A 20467-nucleotide genomic window follows, 5' to 3' on the forward strand; every position below is an offset into this window, starting at 1 on the left:
CGGAGGCCCTCATCTGGTAGTCGTCGGGGCGGGGGGAAGCGTTACACGATCTGGGCGAGCCAGTTGCCGAGAAGCCGATGACCGTGTTCGGACACGACCGACTCGGGGTGGAACTGCACGCCTTCGATGGGCGCGGTCCGATGGCGCAGGCCCATGATGACGCCGTCGGGCGTGGTCGCGCTGACTTCCAGGGCGTCGGGGACCGTGTCGGGAACGACGGCGAGCGAGTGGTAGCGCGTCATCGTCACCGGCGAGGGGATGGCCGTGAACACGCCGCGCGAGTCGTGCGCGACCGGGCTCGTACGGCCGTGCATCAGCTCGGGGGCGCGGGCGACGGTCCCGCCGTACGCCACGGCGATCGCCTGGTGGCCGAGGCACACGCCGAGCAGCGGGATGCCGCGTTCCTCGCAGTGACGGACAAGGGGGACGCTGACCCCGGCGGCCTCGGGACTTCCCGGCCCGGGGGAGACGAGGACCCCGTCGAACCCGCCGGCGTCGTCCACGGTGACATGGTCGCGCGGCCGGACGTCGCAGTCGGCGCCCAGCTCGCGGAGATACTGGACGATCGTGTGTACGAAACTGTCGTGATTGTCCACGACGAGCACGCGAATATCGGTCATGCGTCCAACCATGGCGCGAAGAAGCGCGGCCTCTCCTGAAGAAGCCGACACACCAGAATACGGCAATTCGGGCGTCTTGCCGTAAGTAAGCGGGCATCGTCCCTGGTCAGTGGGGTCGCGCTTTCAGGGGATCGCGGCGGAACGGCCGCGCCCACTATCCTTGCTCCGGACTCCGCCCGAACAACGACTACGCTACTGACAGAACCCGCATTCCGCGCGGGTGCCCACCAGGAGAACTCCAGTGCCCAAGCCCAAGACCCGCAAGAAGGCCGTCTACACGCCGCCGCAGAAGACGCAGACGGTGAAGGTCAGCCCGCGCTGGCTCGCCCCTGTCATGGTCGCCGCGTGGCTGATCGGCATCATCTGGATCGCGGTGTACTACATCGCTCCGCACACGCCGGGAATCCAGGCGCTGGCCAACTGGAACCTGCTGATCGGTTTCGGCCTCATCATCTTCGGCGTGGTGCTGTCCACGAAGTGGCGCTGACCGTCCGCAGGCGAACGGGCGGATAGCGGGCCCCGTACCGCCGCCGCTTCAACGTCGGCGGTTCCTCGGCCCAATCTTTCCACAGCCTTTATCCACAGCCTGTGGGCAGCGCTGATCTCAGCCCGTAATCGCAGGCAACCCCTGGTATGCCGTGGGCGGGAGGAGCATCACGAGCAGGACCAGCACCAGAAGGACGGCGGCGGCCGCGGCGAACTGGACGACGGTGCGGTTCCGTGACGGAGCGTACGCGAACGCCGCCGCGACCAGTGTGCCGGTGGCGAGACCGCCCAGGTGGCCCTGCCAGCTGATGTTCGCGACGACGAACGTCAGCACGACGTTGATGCCGATCAGCCAGAGCACGCCGCGAGCGTCGTAGCCGAGCCTTCTGGCGACGACGAACAGCGCGCCGAACAGCCCGTAGATCGCGCCTGAGGCGCCGACCGCCTGGTCTCCGAACAGGTAGATGCCGACCGAGCCGCCGAGCGCCGACAGCAGGTACAGCGCGGCGAACCGGACGGAGCCGAGCCGCCGCTCCAGCTCCGGGCCGATGGCGTAGAGCGCCCACATGTTGAACAGGATGTGCCACAGGCTCGGAGGCGGCGCGTGGAGGAACGCGCCCGTGATGAGCCGCCACCACTGGCCCACGTAGACCCCCAGCGACCACATCTGGAATCTGCCGAGGACCTGCCCCGGCTGGACGAACTCGGCGGCGTAGGCCAGCACGTTGATGACGAGCAGCGTCCAGGTGACCCGCGGGGTCGTGACGGCGGCGCCGCCGAACACCGCCTGTGCCGGCCGTACGGCGCGGTTGCCCTCACGGACGCACTCGACGCACTGATGGCCCACCGCCGCGTCGCGCATGCAGTCAGGGCAGATGGGACGTTCGCAGCGCTGACAGCGCACGTAGGTCTCGCGGTCGGGGTGCCGGAAGCAGGTCGGCACGGCCTCCGACCCGGGGTGCGCCGGTGGCTCCGCCGGGGGAGGCGTCGGTGGCGGGGGCTGGGAGGTCATGGAGTCCTTCCAAGTGGCATTTCCACGGCTCCCAGCCTATAAGCCGACGACGCCCCGGCCGCCGCCTCTCACGACCCTGGCTCAGGAACGCTCGATGGTGACCTCTTCGAGGACCACGTCGTTGACCGGGCGGTCGCGGCCGTCGGTCTCGGTCTTGGCGATCGCGTCGACGACCTCGGTGCCCTCGACGACCTCACCGAAGATGGTGTGCCCCTGGTTGAGGTGCGGGGTCGGCGAGACCGTGATGAAGAACTGGGAGCCGTTGGTGCCCCTGCCGAACCGCTTCCCCGCGTTGGCCATGGCCAGCAGGTAGGGCCGGTTGAACTGGTTCTCCGGGTGGATCTCGTCGTCGAAGTCGTAGCCGGGGCCCCCGATGCCCTGGCCGAGCGGGTCGCCGCCCTGGATCATGAAGCCGCCGATGACCCGGTGGAAGATCGTGCCGTCGTACAGCTTGTCGGTCGTCTTGGCGCCGGTTTCCGGGTGCGTCCACTCCCGGGTTCCCTCGGCGAGCTCGACGAAGTTCCGCACCGTCTTCGGCGCCTGGTTCGGGAAGAGCTTGACGCGGATCGTGCCACGGTTGGTCCGCAGATTGGCGATGAGGTTTTCAGCCACGGAGGCCGCCCCCTTGTGTACGGGTGTTAGTTGTCCGGTGAACAGGGTATCGAGCATGACTCTAAGCACCGCCCATGGTTGAGCCGCAACCACACGGGAAGGGGTCGTCACGGGGCCCCGTCTACAGGGGAGGTTGATCGTGTCCCTGACAATGAAGAAAAGGCGCCGCGCCGAGGTGATCATTCCGCGGTCGTGGCTGGGCCAGGTGAAGGTCCAGGCCAGAAAGGCGGGCAACAAGGTGAGTCCGGTGGCGGAGACCGCCCGCGACGTCGCGACGCACCGCGTTGAGGATGCCCGGGTGTGGGCGGCGCCGAAGATTGACCAGGCCGCGCATTCGGTCGAAGACCAGATCGCGCCGATGGTGAGCGCGTTCCTGGCCGACCTGGCCAGGAAGGTGGACGTGCCGCCGAGGGCCAAGGCCCGGCGCCGCTGGCCGGTGTTGGCGCTGCTCGCCGGTGCCGCGATCGGTGCGGTGGGCGTGGCGATGTACCGCAACAACGCCCAGCGGTGGACGGACACCATGAAGGACAGCCTGCGGCACACCGGCGCCGACGCCAGCAAGTGGGTCGGAGACCGGGCCGAGCAGACCGCCGACACGGTAAACAGAGCCGCCGAAACCGTGAACAAGAAGGCCGACACGGTGGGCAAGAAGAGCAACGACATCTCGGGCAAGCTCTCCTAGCACGACATGGCCTGTTGTTGTGTACGGCCGGCGCCACCAGGCGCTGGCCGTACACGCATGTAGGGGTGACCTTTCTCTCCTTACCAAACGCATATATAGGACTAATTGGGCATTTCGCGGGCAGCCGTGGGGGCGTGCCCGAGACTGGCGATTCCCACCGCGTCGATGCGTTCGGCGTGCTTTCCCCTGAGCTGATCCAGAACGGCGGGCCCTCGGGCATGGCCGGCAACGAGGACCCGGTCAGGCCGTACGGCCCGGCCGCGAGCGGAGCCCGCCCCTCCGAGGCTGACGATGAGGCCGCCAGTGAGGCCGACAGTGAGGCCGACAGTGAGGCCGACACTGAGGCAGCGCTTGAGGCCGCCCATGAAGTCGGGCCATGGCCCGTGGTGACCCACGGAGACAGCGCCGCCGACCGGCCCGCGAGCAGAGCTGACGAGCCCGACCAGGACAGACCTGACCGGGACAGACCTGGGCGGGACAAGCCGCAGCGGGACGAGGAGAAGCCCTTCGGACGGCCCGGCCGCCCACTGCGGAGCAATCCCTTCCTCTTCGGCCTGACGGCCGCGCTGGGTGTCCTCACCGCCTGGCTACTGGTCCAGGCGGTCGCCAGCGCGGGGTCGGCCATCGTGCTGATCGTCGTCTCGCTGTTCCTCGCCATCGGCCTCAACCCGGCCGTCGAGGCGCTCCAGCGGCGCAACCTCTCCCGGCGGCTCGCCATCACGATCGTGTTCGGCTCGGTCATCGCGTTCTTCGTGGCCTTCGGGCTCGCGATCGTCCCCCCGCTGACCGAGCAGACCACGGGCTTCGTCCAGCACCTTCCCGAGTTCGTGCAGCAGATGCAGAACCATCCGCTGATCCGCTCGGTCGACGAGCGCTACCAGCTCCTGGAGAAGCTCCAGCAGTACGTCTCCAGCGGCAGCCTCGCCACGCAGATGTTCGGGGGGCTCCTCGGCGTGGCGGGCGTCGTCATCAGCGCGCTGTTCAGCGGCCTCACCGTGCTGGTGCTGACGCTGTACTTCCTCGGGTCACTGAGCTCGATCAAGGAGGCTGGCTACCGCCTCGTGCCGCGGTCCCGGCGCACCCGGGTCCGGCTGCTCACCGACGAGGTCATCAACCAGATCGGCGGCTACGTCGCCGGCAATCTGATCATCTCGCTGATCGCCGGCGTGGTGACCTTCATCTTCCTGGCCATCTTCAGGGTGCCGTACGCTCTGGCGCTCGCCATCTTCGTCGCGGTGACCGACCTGATCCCGATGGTGGGCGCGGTCCTGGGGGCCGTGGTGGCCTCGGGCGTGGGGTTCCTGACGTCGCCCCAGGCCGGGATCGCGTGCGTGGTCTTCTTCATCGTGTACCAGCAGATCGAGAACTACGTCATCTCTCCCCGCGTGTTCAAGTCGTCGGTCGACGTCCCGCCGGTGGCCACCATCGTGGGCGCGCTGCTCGGCGGCGCGCTGCTCGGCATCGTCGGGGCCCTGCTCGGCATCCCGCTCGCCGCCGCCATCCTCCTCCTGCTGAGAGAGGTCGTGCTCCCCCGCCAGGAACGGCTGTGACGTGATGTGAATTGTTTCGGGGCAATCTGCCGTGAACCGGTCGCCACTGTGATCCGTTCTCGTAGATGGATCCGTCTGCGACGCGAAAGGCACGGCATGTCCCAGCCCGTCATGTCAGAGTCCCCCCTGCCCGACCGGGCCACCCCTGCAACGGCAACCCCCGACACCACCGCCATCGACACCACCGCCATCGACACCACCGCCATCGACACCACCGCCCCCGACACCGCCACCGCGGCCCCCCTCGGCAACGCCGCTCCCGCCGCTCCTCGCACGAGCCGCCGGGCGCTCTTCTCCAAGGCGGTGCTCGCCGGCACGGTGGCGCTGTTCACCCGCGTCGCGGTCGCCACTCCCGCCGAGGCCTCCGAGGAGAGCGAGGAGACCGCCCAGGGGGTGGTGCTCGCCAAGACCAAGAGCATCCCGCTGCACGGCGGAAAGATCCTCAAGGGCAAATACGTGGTGACCCAGCCCTCCAAGGGCGTCTTCAAGTGCTTCACCGCCAAGTGCACGCACCAGGGCTGCACGGTGGCGACGATCAGCGGCGGCACCATCAACTGCCCGTGCCACGGGAGCCGGTTCTCGATCGCCGACGGCCACGTCGTGAACGGCCCGGCCACGCGTTCACTCCCCCGGAAGAAGATCAAGGTGAAGAAGGGCGTCATCCGGCTCGCCTGACCTGTCCCCCGTTCCCCCCAACACTGAGCGTGATCATGCAAGGGTTCCCAGATATGGCCGCAGGCATGGCCGGCCGTACATCATTGGTGATCATGCGCTCCGGTTGTACGGCCCGAGACACCCTCTGTGCATGATCGCAGTCAGCATGCGGGCAGCCCGGCTGTGACTGCGGGACAGTGTGCATGATCACGGCACGTGTCGGCGCAGGTGCGACAGGGACAGCGGGAATCCATGCATGATCACGCCGGGGTGGGGGGTCAGGCGAGCCGTGCGAGCATCTCGGGCAGCTCCGCTTCGTGGACGACGGTCAGGCGGCGGGTCGCTCTGGTGATCGCCACGTACAGGTCCTGGCCGCCCTTGGGCGACTGAGCCAGGATGCCTCCCGGGTCCGCCACCACGACCGCGTCGAACTCCAGCCCCTTGCACCGGCTCACCGTGAGCACGGCCACCACGGAGTCGAGCGGATCGGGCGTCTCCGGGAACATCGCGGCGATCTCCGCGTGCCGCACGTCGGGCGTCACGACCGCGACACGGCCCTCCCCGATCGCGGCCAGCTCCGACTCCACCAGCGTGCGCAGGCCGGTCTCGGCGGCGCGGAGGGCGCGTGGCGGGGCCTCGCCGTACCTGACCGACTTCGGAGGCTCCTGGTCGGGGGCCACCGTTTTCAGCACGTCGGCGGCCACCGCCATGATCTCGGCCGGTGTCCGGTAGTTCACCAGCAGGCGCTCCTCCCGCCAGCGGCCCTTCACGTAGCGGTCGAGCATCTCGCCCCATGACCGGGCGCCCGCCGCCGACCCCGTCTGCGCGATGTCCCCCACGACGGTGAGCGAGCGACTCGGGACCCGCCGCATCACCACCCGCCACGCCATGGCCGAGAGCTCCTGCGCCTCGTCCACGATGACGTGCCCGTAAGCCCAGTGCCGGTCCCGGGCCGCGCGCTGCGCCGTGGTCACGTACGGCCCGCCGTCGCGGTGCCGCTCGGCGACGAACGCGGCCGGATCGGCGGACTCCTCCATCAGCTCGGCGAGGTCGGTGATCTCCAGCACCTCCCTGGCATAGAGCTCCTCCTCGCGCCGCTCCTTCTCGGCGAGCACCGCCCGGGCCCGCTCCTCGGTGTCGTCCTCACCGAGCAGTTCGGCGGCCTCGTCGAGCAGCGGGACGTCCCCCACCGTCCACGCCGCCCCGCGTGGGCGCAGCAGCGCCGCGATCTCCGGGTCCGACAGGTACGGCGTGGCGGCCGAGCGCAACAGGTCCTCGTCGGAGAGCAGTTCGGAGACGAGCCGCTCCGGCGTGAGACGCGGCCAGAGCCTCTCGACGGCCTCCCGAACCGCCTGATGCCGCCAGAGGACCTTCGCGGCGTATCGCGGATCCTCCTCGTCCATCGGCAGGTCGAGCTGCCTGGCCTCGTCACGGGCGAGACCGCGGAGCACCTGGCCGACGAAGGTGTGGCGCGCCAGGTTGTGCGGCCTGCGGAGGTCGCGGGCGCGCTCTCTGGCGCGGACGCACGAGGCGTGGTCCACCCGCAGGGTCATCTCCTCGACCACCACCTCGACGCCGCCCCGCAGCGACGTCCGGATGGGGATGGCCACCTCCAGGTCACCATCGGGGACGCACTGACGGTCGCGGACGGCGGCCTCGACGACCTCCGCCATCCGGAGGTCGCCCTTGACGACCGCCGCGGCCGGCCCGTCCTCCTCTGTGGCGTGCAGGCCGGCGTGGAGCTCGCCGACGCTGGACAGCACCACCTCGGTCTCGCCGAGCGAGGGGAGGACCTGGCCGATGTAGCGGGAGAACAGTGAGTTCGGGCCGATCACCAGCACGCCGCGCCGTTCCAGCGTGGAGCGGTGGGCGTAGAGCAGGTAGGCCGCCCGGTGCAGCGCGGCCACCGTCTTGCCCGTGCCAGGGCCGCCCTGGACGACGAGCACTCCGGGAAGACCCGAACGGATCACCCGGTCCTGCTCGATCTGGATGGTCGCCACCACCTCGCCCATGCGGCCCGTCCGCCCGCGCCGGAGGGCGGCCAGCAGGGCGGCCTCGCCGACGAGCGTCCGGCGATCGGACTCGCTCATCTGGTCCAGGTCGAAGACCTCGTCGTCGATGTCCACGACCGTACGGTTGCGGATGTGCAGGTGGCGGCGCCGTACGAGCGTCCCGCTGTCGCCGGGCGTGGCGACGTAGAACGGGCGCGCGACCGGGGCGCGCCAGTCGATCAGCAGCGATTCGTGGTCGTCGTCGCGCAGGCCGATCCGGCCGATGTACAGCGTGGTGCCGGAGCTGTCGTCGATGCGCCCGAAACACAGGCCGCGCTCCACCGCCGAGAGCTGCGACAGGCGTCGCGCGTGCTCACCGGCCGACACCTCCCGCTCGACGGTGGCCTGCCGCGTGCCCGACGCGCCTCTGGCCTGGACCGATCGAAGTGCCTGGTCGGTGCGGTCCCGTACGGTGTCCAGTCGGGTGTAGAGCATGGAGACGTAGGACTGCTCCGCCTCGATGGCGTCGGCACGGACGGTTCCGGATTGACGTCGCTCCATCGCTGTAGTAAACTCCTATTATTGGGTGATCTATGAGCCCGTAATGTGAGAACAGAGTTTTCCAGCATAGGGCAAAGTCCCCGATCTCCGCCTGCGAACTTCAACAGCTCGTGTGAGCGAGCCGGCATACGCTCTCGGTCGTGTCTGGTCGCGACGAGCGCAGCTTCTTCATCGGGCCGGCACGGCACTCCTGGGACCCACCGCATTTGGGCCGAGACCAACCGTCTGGGGATATATCAGAATTCGCAGCCATCTTCGGTGAACCGCTGTGACTCCCGGGGCGTCATTGGTGTCAAGGAGGCCCGGATGGACGTCCTAGACGGTCTCGTGGACGAGGAGCTCCGGCTTGAGTTCCTCCTCGTAGAGGCCCTGCACGAAGAGGCGGAACGGCTGGCCGCCCCAGCCGCCCGCTGACACACCAAGAGGCCCGCCACCTCCCGGCTGGGAGGTGGCGGGCGACTTCCCGCCAGGCATGAGCCACGCGGACGGTCGTGGGCCAGGCGGTGGACGCACGGGCGGCCGGTCGTAGGGCCTTCGGTCGTACGGCGGCGGTCGTACGGCGCGGCAGGCGGAACCACGGGGCATGCGATAACCGCGTCCCCAGCACGGCCCGCATGCCCCGAGGCCGGCCATTTTCCCGAGGCCGGCCGTTGCTGGGAGGCCGGCCGTGCCCGTTACATGCCCGGCCGGAACACCGCCCGGACGCAGCCGTCCTTCTTGTTCTTGAAGAGGTCGTAGCCCAGAGGCGCGTCGTCGAGCGACATCTCGTGCGTGGCGAGGTAGGACGTCACGAGCTCGCCCCTCGCCACCCGGTCGAGCAGCATCGGGATGTACCGGTGCCCGTGCTGCTGGGCCCCGCGCACCGTCAGGCCCTTGTTCATCATCGCGCCGAGGGGGAACTTGTCGACCGCTCCCGCGAAGACGCCGAGAATGAACACCGACCCGCCCTTACGGCATGCGAAGATCGCCTCGCGTACGGCGAAGGGGCGGTCCAACTCGATCCGGAGCTGCTGCTTGGCCTTCTCGAAGCGATACTCCACGCCCGGGCTGTGCGCCTCCATGCCGACGGCCTCGATGCAGACGTCGGGCCCTCTGCCACCGGTGCGCTCGCGGAGCTCGGCGGTGACGTCGGTGGTGGTGTAGTCGATGACCTCGGCCCCGACGTGGCGCGACGTCATCGCGAGGCGCTCGGGGAACCGGTCGATCGCGATGACCCGCTCGGCGCCGAGCAGCATGGCCGCGCGCGCGGCCATCTGGCCGACCGCGCCGCATCCCCACACGGCCACCACGTCGCCCGGCTTAACCCCGCCGAGGTCGGCGCCCATCCAGCCCGTGGGCGCCGAATCCGAGGTGAACATGGCGCTGATGTCGTCCACGCCGTCGGGCACGCTGAACGCGCCGTAGTCGACGAAGGGGACCCGGGCGTACTCGGCGTGGCTGCCCCTGAATCCGCCCATGGCGTGGGAGTAGCCGAAGATCCCGGCGGTGCTGCCTCCCCAGAGCTCGTCCGTCAGGCCGGACTTGGGGTTGCTGTTCTCGCACAGCGACCACATGTCGTGCTGGCACTGCCAGCACCGGCCACAGCCGATGATCGAGCAGACCACGACGCGGTCCCCGACCTTGTGACGGCGGACCTCCGGGCCGACCTCGACGACCTCGCCGAGGAACTCGTGGCCGATGACGTCACCCGCACGCATGGCCGGGATGTAGCCGCCCAGCAGATGCAGATCGGACCCGCACGTGGTCGTGGCGATGACCCTGACGATCGCGTCCTGGGCGTTGAGGATCTCCGGGTCGGGCACGCGCTCGACCGACAGCTCGTTGACGCCCTGCCAGCACAGTGCCTTCACAGCCGGCCCTCCCCTGGTGCGCGCCCTATCGCCACATCGAGCACCCGACCCGGAATCGTCGGCCGCGTCGTCGCGAACGGCCGGTCCGGCTCCAACAGCTCTCCGGTCTCGATGATGCACTTCGCCTCGCGAAGGGCTTTCCGTACCATCTGGCGGGGGTCGTCACCGCGGAGACGCGCCATGACGGCGGCGGCGCCGATCGGCATCGGCTCGCGCGGCCGGGCGTAGAGCTCGGTGCCGCGATCACCGGGGGCCTTGTTCATCCGCACCTCGACATCGAGACCCGCCAGCGGCTGCGGCAGGCGGCCCTGCCGTGAGATGTCCTCCGGCTGGCGGTTGATTGTGACCCCGAGCCACCGGGTGTGCTCCTGCGGGTCTTTGACCGGGGTTGGCGGGCGATGCCGCGACGCGAGCCATCGCGCCATCGCCACTCCGGCCCCCGCCAGGGTCGCCGCGCCGATAACGACACGTTTCATCGTTTTCGCCCCCCTTGACCGGATTCCTCCCTTGGAGGGCTACCCATCACCCGGGCTCGGCTATCTCTCCCCGATGTTGCCTGAGCAGGAGTTGGCGAGGGCCTGACCCTGGCCGGTCGCCGATAGGGCGTCCGTGGACATGTGCGGAGATTGCGCTTGGGAGCGGCCGCCCAGCGCCGGGCCGTCCAGTCCCGCGCTGAAGCCGGGCGCCGCGCGCTTTCTGGGCCGTTCAGTCCTGCGGGGGGGCCGCCGCCAGTGCGTCGTCAACGGTGGCGAAGATCGGGACGTGGGACGCCAGACCGGTTATCCACAGGACCCGGGCCGCGCCACGCTCCACAGCGACCAGCGCCAGCCACCCGCCGTCGTCGACGGCGCGCTTCCAGCAACTCACCAGCAGACCGGTCGCCCGGGAGTCGAGGAAGTCCAGCTCAAGCAGGTTCACCACCAGGTGCGGGCCGAACCGGTCGAAGGCCACGTCGAAGAACTCGGCGGCGTGCTGGTGAGTGGTGTAGTCAAGTGTCCCTCGTACGGTCAACACTCCGGTGTTCTGACTGCTCACGGCGGCGAACTCAGTCGTGGCAGTCGTGATGTGCAGATCTGACATCAAGACACTTCCAAGTTGTTCGGCGTTATGCGGGCGACCAGGATGCAGGTGTCGTCGCTGGTGTTACTGGGGGTCAGGACGTCCGTAACCGCCGTCAGTGGGTCGCCGGGGGCCGTCCTCATCGTCTCTTCGATGGTGCTGCTGAGGATGTCGAGACCGTCGAACAGGTCGCGGCCGGGAAGCTCGATGAGGCCGTCGGTGAACATCAGGAGCAGATCGCCGGGCTCCAGCCGTACGGACGCGGTGGTGTATGCGACCTCGTCGAAGACGCCGAGCAGCACGCCCGGATGAAGCAGCCGCCGAACCTTGTCGCCCCGCACCAGCAGCATCGGAGGGTGACCCGCGTGCGTCCACGTGAGCGTGCGGCTGCGGGGCTGGTAGCGGGCCACGATCGCGGTGGCGAGCACATCGGGACGCATCCGGCGCAGCAGCCGGTTGAGCGCGACGAGGGTCTCCGCCGGGTCGTGGTGGGCGAAGGCGAGGCCCGTGATCGCGTGGCGGAGCTTGGCCATGGCCGACGCGGCGGCGACGCCGTGCCCGGCCACGTCACCGATCGCGAGCAGGACCTCGTCGTCGTTGAGGGCGATCGCCTGGTACCAATCGCCGCCCAGGGGCGCCGTCTCGGCGGGGTCGTACCGCGCGGCCACCCGCATCCCCGGCAGCACGACGGGCTCATCCTGCACGGGCATGATGATGTGCTGAAGGTGGGAGGTGAGCTGGGACTCCTCCTCCAGCCTCTGCCGGACGGTCATGAGCTGGTCGGCGGTCCGCCGCCAGTCCGTGACGTCCTGGAGCACCCCGTGCATCTCGATGGGCCGGCCCGTCGCGTCGCGGCTCAGCTCGGCCGTGGCCCGGATGTACCGGTAGGCGCCGCCGACCCTGATCCGGAACTCGAACTCGTAGGGCCCGTCGGCGGTGGTCAGCTCCGCCACCGCGTTCTCGACGACGGAGTAGTCGTCGGGGTGCGTGATGGCGCGGTAGCCCTCCAACTCGAGAGGCCCGTCGGCCGGATCGCGGCCGTGGATGAGGTAGAGCTGTGGGGACCATTCGGCTTCACCGGTGACGAAGTCCCAGCGGCCCCAGCCCAGGCTGCCCAGTCGCTCGGTGTGGGCCTGCCGGGCCGCCAGCCGCTCCTCGTCGTCGTGGCGGGTCCAGACCTGCAGCAGGCCGTCGCGGAGCCGCGACGCCTTGACCGTGTAGATCGAGCGGTGCGGGATGCCCCGCACGGCCTCCATGTGCTCGTAGCGGATGACCTCTTCGGGCTCACCCGTTCTCATGACGCGGAGGTAGCTCTGCCAGAGCGGGGTGTCCAGCACGGAGGGGTACATCGCGAGGGTTCGCACCCCGATGAGCTCCTTGCCGGAGCGGCCGTGCACGTCGATCGCGTCCGGGCTGGCGGCCCGCACCTCGAAGTCGGTGATATCCCCGAGCCCGTTCCGGATGGGCACGCACCAGACGGCCTGGACCGAGATGACGTCCAGCATGGCCTGCACGTCCGTGACCGCATCGGCGATCGCCGGGTCGGTCATGACCGCATCCGTCATCACCGCGTCGCTCATCGCGGAATCGGCTTTCCCGCTGGATGGCGCCGAGTCCCTGCCGGCCGACGCTGTCTCGCGGCTCAACGGCATGTCCTGGCCCAACGGCCCTGGCTCCTCACCGACCGGCTCTGGCCGGCCGTCCGGACGGATCTCCCGCAGAATGCGATCACTCCCATCCATAGGCCGCCGCACACGCTCCAATCGTGGCTGGACCGATCACCTACTCGGAGAGGCCGCGCGAGGGAGTCGCTTCATATGTCTTCCCCGACGTTACCTTCCATCGCAAGCATAAGTTTCCGTCCACGCCCTCTGACAGTGTGCCATCGATCACTGTCAGGACACCTTCAGCCCCAGTGCGGTGGCGATGGCGATGGCCTGGTGGGTGTCGATCACCGCGCCCTTCAGTTCCACTGTGAGCGGGTCCAGGGAGGACAGGTCGCTGCCGCGAAGGTCGCACCGAGAGAGCGTGGCACCGCGGAACCAGGCCCCGGACAGGTCGACATCGCGGAGCGTGGCCCCTTCGCAGCGCGCGCCCGTGAGGTCGGCTTCGCGCATCCGGACGCCGCTGAAGGACGCCCTGCCCAGGTTCGCGCCGGGAAGCCCGACGAATGACCAGTCACCGCCCACGGCCTTCAGCAGATCGAAGGAGCAACCGTCGAACATGCTTCCGACGAGCTTGCACTGAGTGAACGTGGTGTCGAAGAAGGAGCATCGGGTGAAGGTGCAGTTGACGAACGCGGCGTCCGAGTGCGTGGAGGCGTTGAACCGGACCCCGCGGAAGGCGCACTCGGTGAACACCGCGCCCTTGTTCGTCACCTCGGTCATGTCGACGTCGAGGAACGCCACGCGCGTGTGGCTCTGCCCCGACAGGTCGTCTCCGTCCCAGTCCTCGAACTCGACGGTCGTCTCAGTGTCCGGTGCCCGCAGGCCGTGCCTCCGCTCAGCCACAGGGCCTCCAGAGGCCGGTCAGCACGCGAGTCACACCCATGAGTCCACCTTCCGCGCCGGAGAGAGAAGGCCATGCTGCCACGCCGGCCAAGCCCCATGTCGTACGGCCCCGCGCCCCTTTTGTCACCAGCGGCGGCTGAGCTTCGTGCCGCCTGATCGCGGAGGCCGGGGTGGCCGACACCCCGGCCTTCGCGGCGCTTGCTGACCGCTTACTGGAACAGGATCCGGCCGATCCGCTCGACGGTGGTGAAATCACCGGCCGAAGCACGGTTCTTGATCACGCCGACGGAGATGCCGGTGGCCGTGTCGGCGAATCCCGCGGTGCCCCCGCTGCCGACCATCCCGAAGACGGTCGGCCGGCTCACCAGGCCGATCGAGTAGCCCAGCCCCCAGGTGGACGGGCCCCCGACGACCTCGTCCTGGCCGGTCACAGCCGGAGAGGACAGCTCACGGAACCGGTCGGAGGAGACGAGCTCGCCCTGCAGCAGCGCGTCGTACATGCGGGCCACCGCGCGGGCGGTCATCGTGCCGCCCGCCGGGATGTCGGAGGTCAGCACGTCGGCGCGGTTGCTGAAGGCGGCGTCCGGCAGCGCGGCCCTGGGCGCGGCCGTGTAGCCGTCCACCTCCCTGAAGAACGGGATCTGGGCCAGCAGCTCCTCGGGCAGGTCCATCGCGGGCGCGGCGTCCTCGATCCTGGCCAGCCGGCCGAGCTCGGACTCGGGGACGCCGAAGAACAGCTCGCCGTCCAGGCCGAGCGGCTCTGTCAGCTCCTCCCGGAGCACCTGCGAGATGCCCTTGCCGGTCGCCCTGCGGACGACCTCGCCGAGGATGTAGCCGAAGGTCTGCGGGTGGTAGCCGAACCGGGTGCCCGGCTCCCACCAGGGCGCGGCGCCGGCGATGACGGCGCACATCTTGTCCCAGTCGCACAGATCCTCCGGGGTGGTGCCGACGGGCACACCCGGCACGCCGGTCGCGTGGGTGAGCGCGTGCCGTACGGTCGCCTTGTCCTTGCCGTGGGCGGCGAACTCCGGCCACAGGTCGGCGATCACGGTGTCGTAGTCGAACGCCCCGCGCTCGGCCAGCATGTGGACGATCGTCGCGGTCACGCCCTTGCCGGTGGAGGCGCCGTAGGCGGGCGTGCTGGAGGTGAAGGGACGGCCCGTCGCGGGATCGGCGACACCCGCCACCGCGTCCACCAGGAGCTCGCCGCGCCGGTAGACGGCGACCTGCACGCCGCGCTCCGCTCCCGACTCGACCAGCTCGTCGACGGCGGCCCGTACGTCCTTCTGAAGATCAGCCATGATGGTTCCTCTCTCTCGGATGCCGTCCCTAAGACGAAGGACGCGCGGAAAAGGAATCGGTCCCCTCAGAGGGGCGAGGAAGCTTCGGAGGTTCAGAGCGCCGCGGGGAGCCCGAAGCGGGGGAACACGTCCTCGCCGTACGTCGTGATCTGGGTGACCAGGCCGTCCTCGACCCGCAGGACGGCCAGCCACGAGGGCCGGTGGCCGGACTCGCCGGCCTTGCGCAGGTAGGCCGCGGCGGCGGGCTGCCGGTTGGCCCGGGTGGCGAGCATCCGCCAGTCGCCCCACGCCTCGGGGCCGACCATGGCCGGCGTCCACGCGGCGACGAACGCCTCGCGCCCCAGGATCCAGATCGGCTGCGGCGGCATGGCCTGCCACACGTCGGCCCGCAGCACTCCCGCGAGGGCGCCCGGATCGGCCTGCTCGATGGCGTCGATGTAGCGCTGGAGCGTGGTGCGCTCCTCCGGAGTGGGCTCGGCCGGCGCCGTCCACTCCAGCCGCCGGGCCGGCAGATGCTCCTTGACCGTCGGCCTGGCCCGCTGGAGAGCGCTCTTCACCGCGGCGACGGTCAGCTCCAGCGACTCGGCCGTCTCCTGCGCCGACCAGCCGAGCACGTCGCGCAGGATGAGCACCGCACGCTGCCGGGGCGGCAGGTGCTGGATCGCGATCAGGAACGCCAGCTCGATGGTCTCCCGCTCGATCACCGCGTCGGCCGCGTCCAGAAGCACGTCGGGGTACGGCTGGAGCCAGGGGACCGCGTCCGAGGCCGGCGGGTCGACGGCGGGATCGGCCAGGACGGGCGCCGACCGCGGTTGCGGCTCCCGAGGCTGTGCCCTGAGGTGGTCGAGGCAGGCGTTCGTGGCGATCCGGTACAGCCAGGCCCGCAGACCGGTGTCGCTCCGCAGCGTGTCCCGCCGGCGCCACGCCCGCAGGAACGTCTCCTGCACCAGGTCCTCGGCCTCGTCGAATGAGCCCAGCATCCGGTAGCAGTGCACGTGCAGCTCCCGCCGGTGCTCCTCGATCCGCTCGCCGAAGCCGTCCAGAGCTATCGCGGCCCTCGCCTCGCGGCTGGCGCGGCGACACCGGAACCGGCCGTCCTGTTGCCCGTCATGGCACGGGATCCTAACGATCAGGGGGACTCAAGACACCTCATTAACGAGGAGAAGCGACGCCTCGACCGGTGCGACGATCCGCTTGTAGCCAAGCCGGCCTGACCCCCCGGAGACCATCGACGGTGACCCGCGATCTGTTCTCAATTGGTGCTACATGCGATAGAAGATCAGTGGCACCTACTGTCTCTTCTTGAGGTATACGTGAAGAAGCTCCTCCGACTTCTCGCGGCACAGTTGTTCGCGGCCGCCTTCGTTCTCACCACCTTCTCCGGCCCGGCCGGCGCCGATACCCCGCAAAGCGATGCCGAAATCGCTCAGGAGTGGCAGGCCGCGTGGGATACCTACAAGTTCTATGACGCCTCGCCGCCACCCCTTCCGCATTCGGGGCGGACCCGGACCAGGACCAGCATCTCCGTCACGATCGACGCCCCCATCGAGCACGTGTTCACCGCGTACTCGAACATCAACAATCACATCGGCAGGGCCGCGTTCCTTAAGCGGGTCGTCACCCACAGCGACTCGACGCAGAACAACACGCGATACATCAACTTCACGGCCGTCGAGGAGATCCCGTACCAGGGCACGCTCGTGACCCTGAAGACGTACGCGCAGCAGCGCATTCACCAGAACGGCTTCTTCTACGAGACCGACACCTGGTCGCAGCCCAACGTCGTCACCCACCAGAAGATCATCTTCGAGGAGGTCGGTGACGGATCGACCGAGGTCACCGAGAACCTCACCTTCGACGCGGACGACTCACTGATCGATTTCGTCGTGGCGAACGGCGTCGCCTCGCACCAGCAGACGCAGGCGGCCATCAAGCAGGCGATCGAGAGCGGCCAGCTCTGATCCTCCTCCCCGAGCGGGGCGCCGCCCGTCCGGCGCCCTCCGCTCGGCCCATTGGACTTGAGCACGGGAAGCCGGCGCAGGTGGTCCATCCATCGCTCACGGTCTACAGCCCAGGCCTGTCCGCCACCCCGACGGCGGCCGTGAGCGCCGCCCCGAACTCTGCCGGGTCATGGTGCGACACCTCGACCAGGACCACGAGAACCCCTGGCAGTGACAGGTTCAGTGGATTCGGGAGAGCTTGTCGGGATTGGTGACGGTGTAGATATCCCGCACGCTCTCGCCGTCTGGAGTGAGGTCGACCACGAGGACGGCGAAAGGCGAGTTCGCGACGAACACCACCGCGGACGGGTCGCCGTTGATCCTCCGGTATTGGATGTCCAGTCCCTCCAGGGGGCGGGCAGTGCGGGCCACGAGCAGCCGGGCGACCTTGTCACGGCCGTGGATGGGCAGCGGACCGGCCGCCACCGCCTTGCCGCCGCCGTCGGTCCACAGGGTGACCTCCGGCGCGAGGATCTCCAGCAGGGCGTCAAGGTCGCCGCCGAACGCGGCGGCCACGAACCGCTCGGTCACCCGCCGCTGCGTGCCCGGATCCACCTGATAGCGGGGACGTCGCGCTTGGACGTGCTCACGGGCGCGGTGGGCGAGCTGCCGGACCGCCGACGGATTGCGGCCGAGCATGTCGGCGATCTCGGTATGGGCGTAGCCGAACACCTCGTGCAGGACGAACACGGCGCGTTCGAGCGGGGTCAACGTCTCCAGGACCACCAGCAGCGCCATCGACACCGACTCCGACCGCAGGGCCTCGTCGGCGGCGTCGTCGGAGGTCACGAGCGGCTCCGGCAGCCACGGCCCGAAGTACGTCTCGCGGCGGCGGCTGAGAACGGTCTGGCGGGCCAGGGCCTGGTTCACCGCGATCCGGACGAGGTAGGCCCGGGGGTTCTCGATCTGCGCCGGATCTCTGGACGCCCATGACAGCCAGGCATCCTGCAGCACGTCCTCAGTGTCGGCGACGCTGCCGAGCATGTTGTAGACGATGGAGAACAGCAGCTCCCGATGGTCGGCGAACGCCTGCGTCGCGCTATTCGGCGGGGCATCGGACATCGTGGGCCTCCTCGCTGGTCCTGGATGCCCCTTAAGAGCAGCAAACGGGCCCAGTTGTGACATCCGCCCCCGAAGTGTGACCGGGATCTCAGCCGGAGAAGCCGTACAGGACCGGAAAAGCCGTACAGGAGACGCGGACCGGGACCGATGTCACACTCGGCGGCCCGTGCGGCTCTAAGGATGCGGCACGTAAGCCACGCGGATGAAACGGCAGCCCCTGAAGCGGCAGCCCCCGCTCCGTGCGGCCGCTGAGCGGGGGCCATCCCCTTGGATTTCACGAGGAGCATCGCATGACCATTCTCGTTACCGGCGCCACCGGAACCGTCGGTGGCCACGTCGTCCAGCACCTGCTGCGGGCGGGCCGGAAGGTGCGGGCGTTGACCCGGAACCCGGACGCCGCCCGCCTGCCTGAGGGCGTGGAGGTGGTCGCGGGCGACCTCGCCGACGTCGCCGGCCTCGCGCCCGCCTTCGAGGGCGTCACCGCCGCCCATCTGATCAATTTCAGCAGGGGCTACCGGCCTCTGAGCAACGGGCAGGAGATCGTGGACCTGGCTCTTAAGGCCGGGGTTCGCAGCGTCACCGTCCTGGGCGGCTGGGAGGAAGGCAGCCTGGAGCGTGCCGTCCAGGCCAGCTCCCTGGCGTGGACGCTCCTGCGGCCGGTGGAGTTCATGTCCAACACGCTGGCCGACTGGGGCGAGTCGCTACGCACCGACGGCGTCGTGCGCGAGCCGTACGGCGATCGGAAGAGCCCCGCGATCGACGAGTTCGACATCGGCGCCGTGGCGGCGGTGGCGCTGACCCAGTACGGCCACGCGGGCAAGGCGTATCACCTCACCGGGCCGGAATTGCTGACCCCCCGCGACAAGGTCCGCATCATCGCTGAGGCCACCGGCCGCGACCTGAGATTCGAGGAGCTCACGCCCGAGGAGACGCGAGAGGAGTGGGTCGTGAAGGGCAGGCCGCCGGAGCGGCTCATCTTCCACGCGTTCACCGCCAGCGCCCCCGGGATCGGTGACGCGGCCCTGGTGGAGATGCTCCTCCGGCTGTACGGCACGTCCAACGAGCGCGGCAGGACCGTGACCGATGCCGTGGAGAAGGTCACCGGTCGCCCGCCGCGCACGTTCGCCGAGTGGGCGGCCGACCACGCCGGCCACTTCAAGCCATGACCCCTGCCCGATCAGGCCTCCGGCTCCCGTCGAACGGCGGGGCCCCGGCGTGATCGAGCGACCGCCCGAGGGGATCCGGGGCGTCCGCGACCGGTCTTAGCCGCTCGGCGTACGCGTCGGCTCTTCGAGGTCGGGATTTGGCCGGTGGGGGGCGTTACTCGCTAGCCTGAGGCGCGATGAACCGTTTGACGACGTCAAGAGGTGAGTTCGACCTCACCCGCTTCCCCGAGGATCCCCGCGACCCGCTTCGCGCCTGGGACGCCGCCGACGAGTACCTGCTGCGGCACCTCGACGGAATCGACGGCGAACCGGCGGACCTCTCGGGCACCGTGGTCGTGCTGGGCGATCGGTGGGGCGCCCTGGTCACCGCGATCGCCGATCACAGTCCGGTGCAGATCACGGACTCCTTCCTCGGCCAGGAGGCGACCCGGGCGAACCTGGCACGCAACGGGGTCGCCGCGGACGCGGTGCGGCTCCGTACGACCAGGGACACACCGCCGGAGCGGATCGACGTGCTGCTGATCCGGGTGCCCAAGAGCCTCGCGCTCCTGGAGGACCAGTTGCATCGCCTGGCACCCCACGTCCACTCGGAAACCGTGGTCATCGGCGCCGGGATGGTCACCGAGATCCACTCCTCGACGCTGAAGCTGTTCGAACGGATCCTCGGGCCGACGAGGACGTCGCTGGCGGCGAAGAAGGCGCGTCTCATCTTCTGCTCACCGGACACTCGGCTCCCCCGGGGCACGAACCCGTGGCCGCGAAGCTACGCGCTGCCTGCCGGCATCGGAGCCGTCTCGGGCCTGACCGTCGTCAACCACGCGGGCATCTTCTGCGCCGACCGTCTCGACGTCGGCACTCGCTTCCTGCTGGAGAACCTGCCGCCGCACGACGGGCGCGAACACGTCGTCGATCTGGGCTGCGGCAACGGGGTGGTCGGGCTCGCCGCGGCACTGGCCGGCAGCGAAGCTCAGGTGACGTTCATCGACGAGTCCTATCAGGCGCTGGCCTCGGCGAAGGCCACATTCCGGGCCAATGTGGAAGCCGGCACGACCGCGGAGTTCCTGGCGGCCGACGGCATGTCGGCCATGCCGGCGGGAACGGTTGACCTGGTGCTCAACAACCCGCCGTTCCACTCGCACCGCGCGACGTCCGACGCCACGGCCTGGCGCATGTTCAACGGATCACGCGCCGCACTGCGCCGCGGGGGCGAGCTGTGGGTGGTCGGCAACCGGCACCTCGGCTACCACGTGAAGCTGCGGCGGCTCTTCGGCAACTGCGAGACCATCGCGAGCAACCCCAGGTTCGTCGTCCTGCGGGCCGTGAAGCGCTGACGGCACACCGGCGGCCGGTT

General features: G+C 69.4%; 19 protein-coding genes. 7 read left to right on the top strand and 12 right to left on the bottom strand.

Annotated features, from left to right (window positions below; all coding sequences use genetic code 11):
- Positions 1 to 41: 41 nt before the first annotated feature.
- The gene (locus tag N5079_RS16285; protein ID WP_261584660.1) at positions 42 to 620 is read right to left on the bottom strand and encodes an anthranilate synthase component II; all 579 of its coding nucleotides are present in this window, start codon (positions 618 to 620) and stop codon (positions 42 to 44) included.
- A gap of 241 nt (positions 621 to 861) precedes the next feature.
- Between N5079_RS16285 and N5079_RS16290 the strand changes: the two genes are divergently transcribed.
- A complete protein-coding gene (locus N5079_RS16290; RefSeq protein ID WP_261584661.1) occupies positions 862 to 1107 on the top strand; it encodes a cell division protein CrgA in 246 nt (81 codons plus the stop codon).
- Positions 1108 to 1224: 117 nt separating this feature from the next.
- Here N5079_RS16290 and N5079_RS16295 read toward each other — a convergent pair whose 3' ends face one another.
- Together N5079_RS16295 and N5079_RS16300 are read right to left on the bottom strand one after the other, a co-directional pair.
- A complete protein-coding gene (locus N5079_RS16295) occupies positions 1225 to 1968 on the bottom strand; it encodes a rhomboid family intramembrane serine protease (protein WP_315967847.1) in 744 nt (247 codons plus the stop codon).
- A 231-nt stretch (positions 1969 to 2199) separates the two neighbouring features.
- Positions 2200 to 2730, bottom strand: coding sequence for a peptidylprolyl isomerase (locus tag N5079_RS16300; protein WP_261584663.1), 531 nt, complete (start codon positions 2728 to 2730; stop codon positions 2200 to 2202).
- 139 nt (positions 2731 to 2869) lie between these two features.
- On the opposite strand from N5079_RS16300, the gene N5079_RS16305 reads away from it, so the two are divergent.
- From N5079_RS16305 to N5079_RS16315, 3 genes are all read left to right on the top strand, one after another.
- Positions 2870 to 3412 carry a DUF5324 family protein gene (locus N5079_RS16305; protein WP_261584664.1) on the top strand — a complete coding sequence of 181 codons (543 nt, stop codon included), beginning with the start codon at positions 2870 to 2872 and terminating at the stop codon, positions 3410 to 3412.
- Positions 3413 to 3546: 134 nt separating this feature from the next.
- Positions 3547 to 4962, top strand: coding sequence for an AI-2E family transporter (locus tag N5079_RS16310; protein WP_261584666.1), 1416 nt, complete (start codon positions 3547 to 3549; stop codon positions 4960 to 4962).
- Positions 4963 to 5073: 111 nt separating this feature from the next.
- Complete coding sequence (locus N5079_RS16315) at positions 5074 to 5637, top strand: Rieske (2Fe-2S) protein (protein WP_261584667.1); 564 nt, start codon at positions 5074 to 5076, stop codon at positions 5635 to 5637.
- A 257-nt stretch (positions 5638 to 5894) separates the two neighbouring features.
- Here N5079_RS16315 and N5079_RS16320 read toward each other — a convergent pair whose 3' ends face one another.
- The 8 genes from N5079_RS16320 to N5079_RS16355 all read right to left on the bottom strand — a co-directional run bounded on the left by N5079_RS16320 (position 5895) and on the right by N5079_RS16355 (position 16021).
- Positions 5895 to 8168 carry a HelD family protein gene (locus N5079_RS16320; protein WP_261584669.1) on the bottom strand — a complete coding sequence of 758 codons (2274 nt, stop codon included), beginning with the start codon at positions 8166 to 8168 and terminating at the stop codon, positions 5895 to 5897.
- Positions 8169 to 8842: 674 nt separating this feature from the next.
- Positions 8843 to 10018, bottom strand: coding sequence for a zinc-dependent alcohol dehydrogenase (locus N5079_RS16325; protein WP_261584670.1), 1176 nt, complete (start codon positions 10016 to 10018; stop codon positions 8843 to 8845).
- Positions 10015 to 10494, bottom strand: a complete 480-nt coding sequence (locus N5079_RS16330; protein WP_261584671.1) for a hypothetical protein — start codon at positions 10492 to 10494, stop codon at positions 10015 to 10017. The genes N5079_RS16325 and N5079_RS16330 overlap by 4 nt, the downstream gene beginning before the upstream one ends.
- A gap of 229 nt (positions 10495 to 10723) precedes the next feature.
- A complete protein-coding gene (locus N5079_RS16335; protein WP_261584672.1) occupies positions 10724 to 11053 on the bottom strand; it encodes an STAS domain-containing protein in 330 nt (109 codons plus the stop codon).
- Between the two features lie 44 nt (positions 11054 to 11097).
- Positions 11098 to 12657 carry a PP2C family protein-serine/threonine phosphatase gene (locus N5079_RS16340; protein WP_261584673.1) on the bottom strand — a complete coding sequence of 520 codons (1560 nt, stop codon included), beginning with the start codon at positions 12655 to 12657 and terminating at the stop codon, positions 11098 to 11100.
- Between the two features lie 315 nt (positions 12658 to 12972).
- A complete protein-coding gene (locus N5079_RS16345) occupies positions 12973 to 13587 on the bottom strand; it encodes a pentapeptide repeat-containing protein (RefSeq protein WP_261584675.1) in 615 nt (204 codons plus the stop codon).
- A 209-nt stretch (positions 13588 to 13796) separates the two neighbouring features.
- Positions 13797 to 14888, bottom strand: a complete 1092-nt coding sequence (locus N5079_RS16350; protein WP_261584676.1) for a serine hydrolase domain-containing protein — start codon at positions 14886 to 14888, stop codon at positions 13797 to 13799.
- A gap of 92 nt (positions 14889 to 14980) precedes the next feature.
- Positions 14981 to 16021 (bottom strand): RNA polymerase subunit sigma-70, encoded by a 1041-nt coding sequence (locus N5079_RS16355; RefSeq protein WP_315967852.1) that lies wholly within the window; start codon positions 16019 to 16021, stop codon positions 14981 to 14983.
- 180 nt (positions 16022 to 16201) lie between these two features.
- On the opposite strand from N5079_RS16355, the gene N5079_RS16360 reads away from it, so the two are divergent.
- Positions 16202 to 16849: a hypothetical protein gene (locus N5079_RS16360; protein WP_261584677.1), complete on the top strand. Its 648-nt coding sequence runs from the start codon at positions 16202 to 16204 to the stop codon at positions 16847 to 16849.
- Between the two features lie 219 nt (positions 16850 to 17068).
- Here N5079_RS16360 and sigJ read toward each other — a convergent pair whose 3' ends face one another.
- Positions 17069 to 17950 (bottom strand): RNA polymerase sigma factor SigJ, encoded by an 882-nt coding sequence (gene sigJ / locus N5079_RS16365; RefSeq protein ID WP_261584678.1) that lies wholly within the window; start codon positions 17948 to 17950, stop codon positions 17069 to 17071.
- 290 nt (positions 17951 to 18240) lie between these two features.
- On the opposite strand from sigJ, the gene N5079_RS16370 reads away from it, so the two are divergent.
- Positions 18241 to 19116 carry an NmrA family NAD(P)-binding protein gene (locus N5079_RS16370; RefSeq protein WP_261584679.1) on the top strand — a complete coding sequence of 292 codons (876 nt, stop codon included), beginning with the start codon at positions 18241 to 18243 and terminating at the stop codon, positions 19114 to 19116.
- Positions 19117 to 19292: 176 nt separating this feature from the next.
- Positions 19293 to 20447 (top strand): methyltransferase, encoded by a 1155-nt coding sequence (locus N5079_RS16375; RefSeq protein WP_261584680.1) that lies wholly within the window; start codon positions 19293 to 19295, stop codon positions 20445 to 20447.
- Positions 20448 to 20467: the final 20 nt, after the last annotated feature.

Source organism: Planotetraspora sp. A-T 1434, assembly GCF_025420585.1.
Taxonomy (GTDB): domain Bacteria; phylum Actinomycetota; class Actinomycetes; order Streptosporangiales; family Streptosporangiaceae; genus JAOEGB01.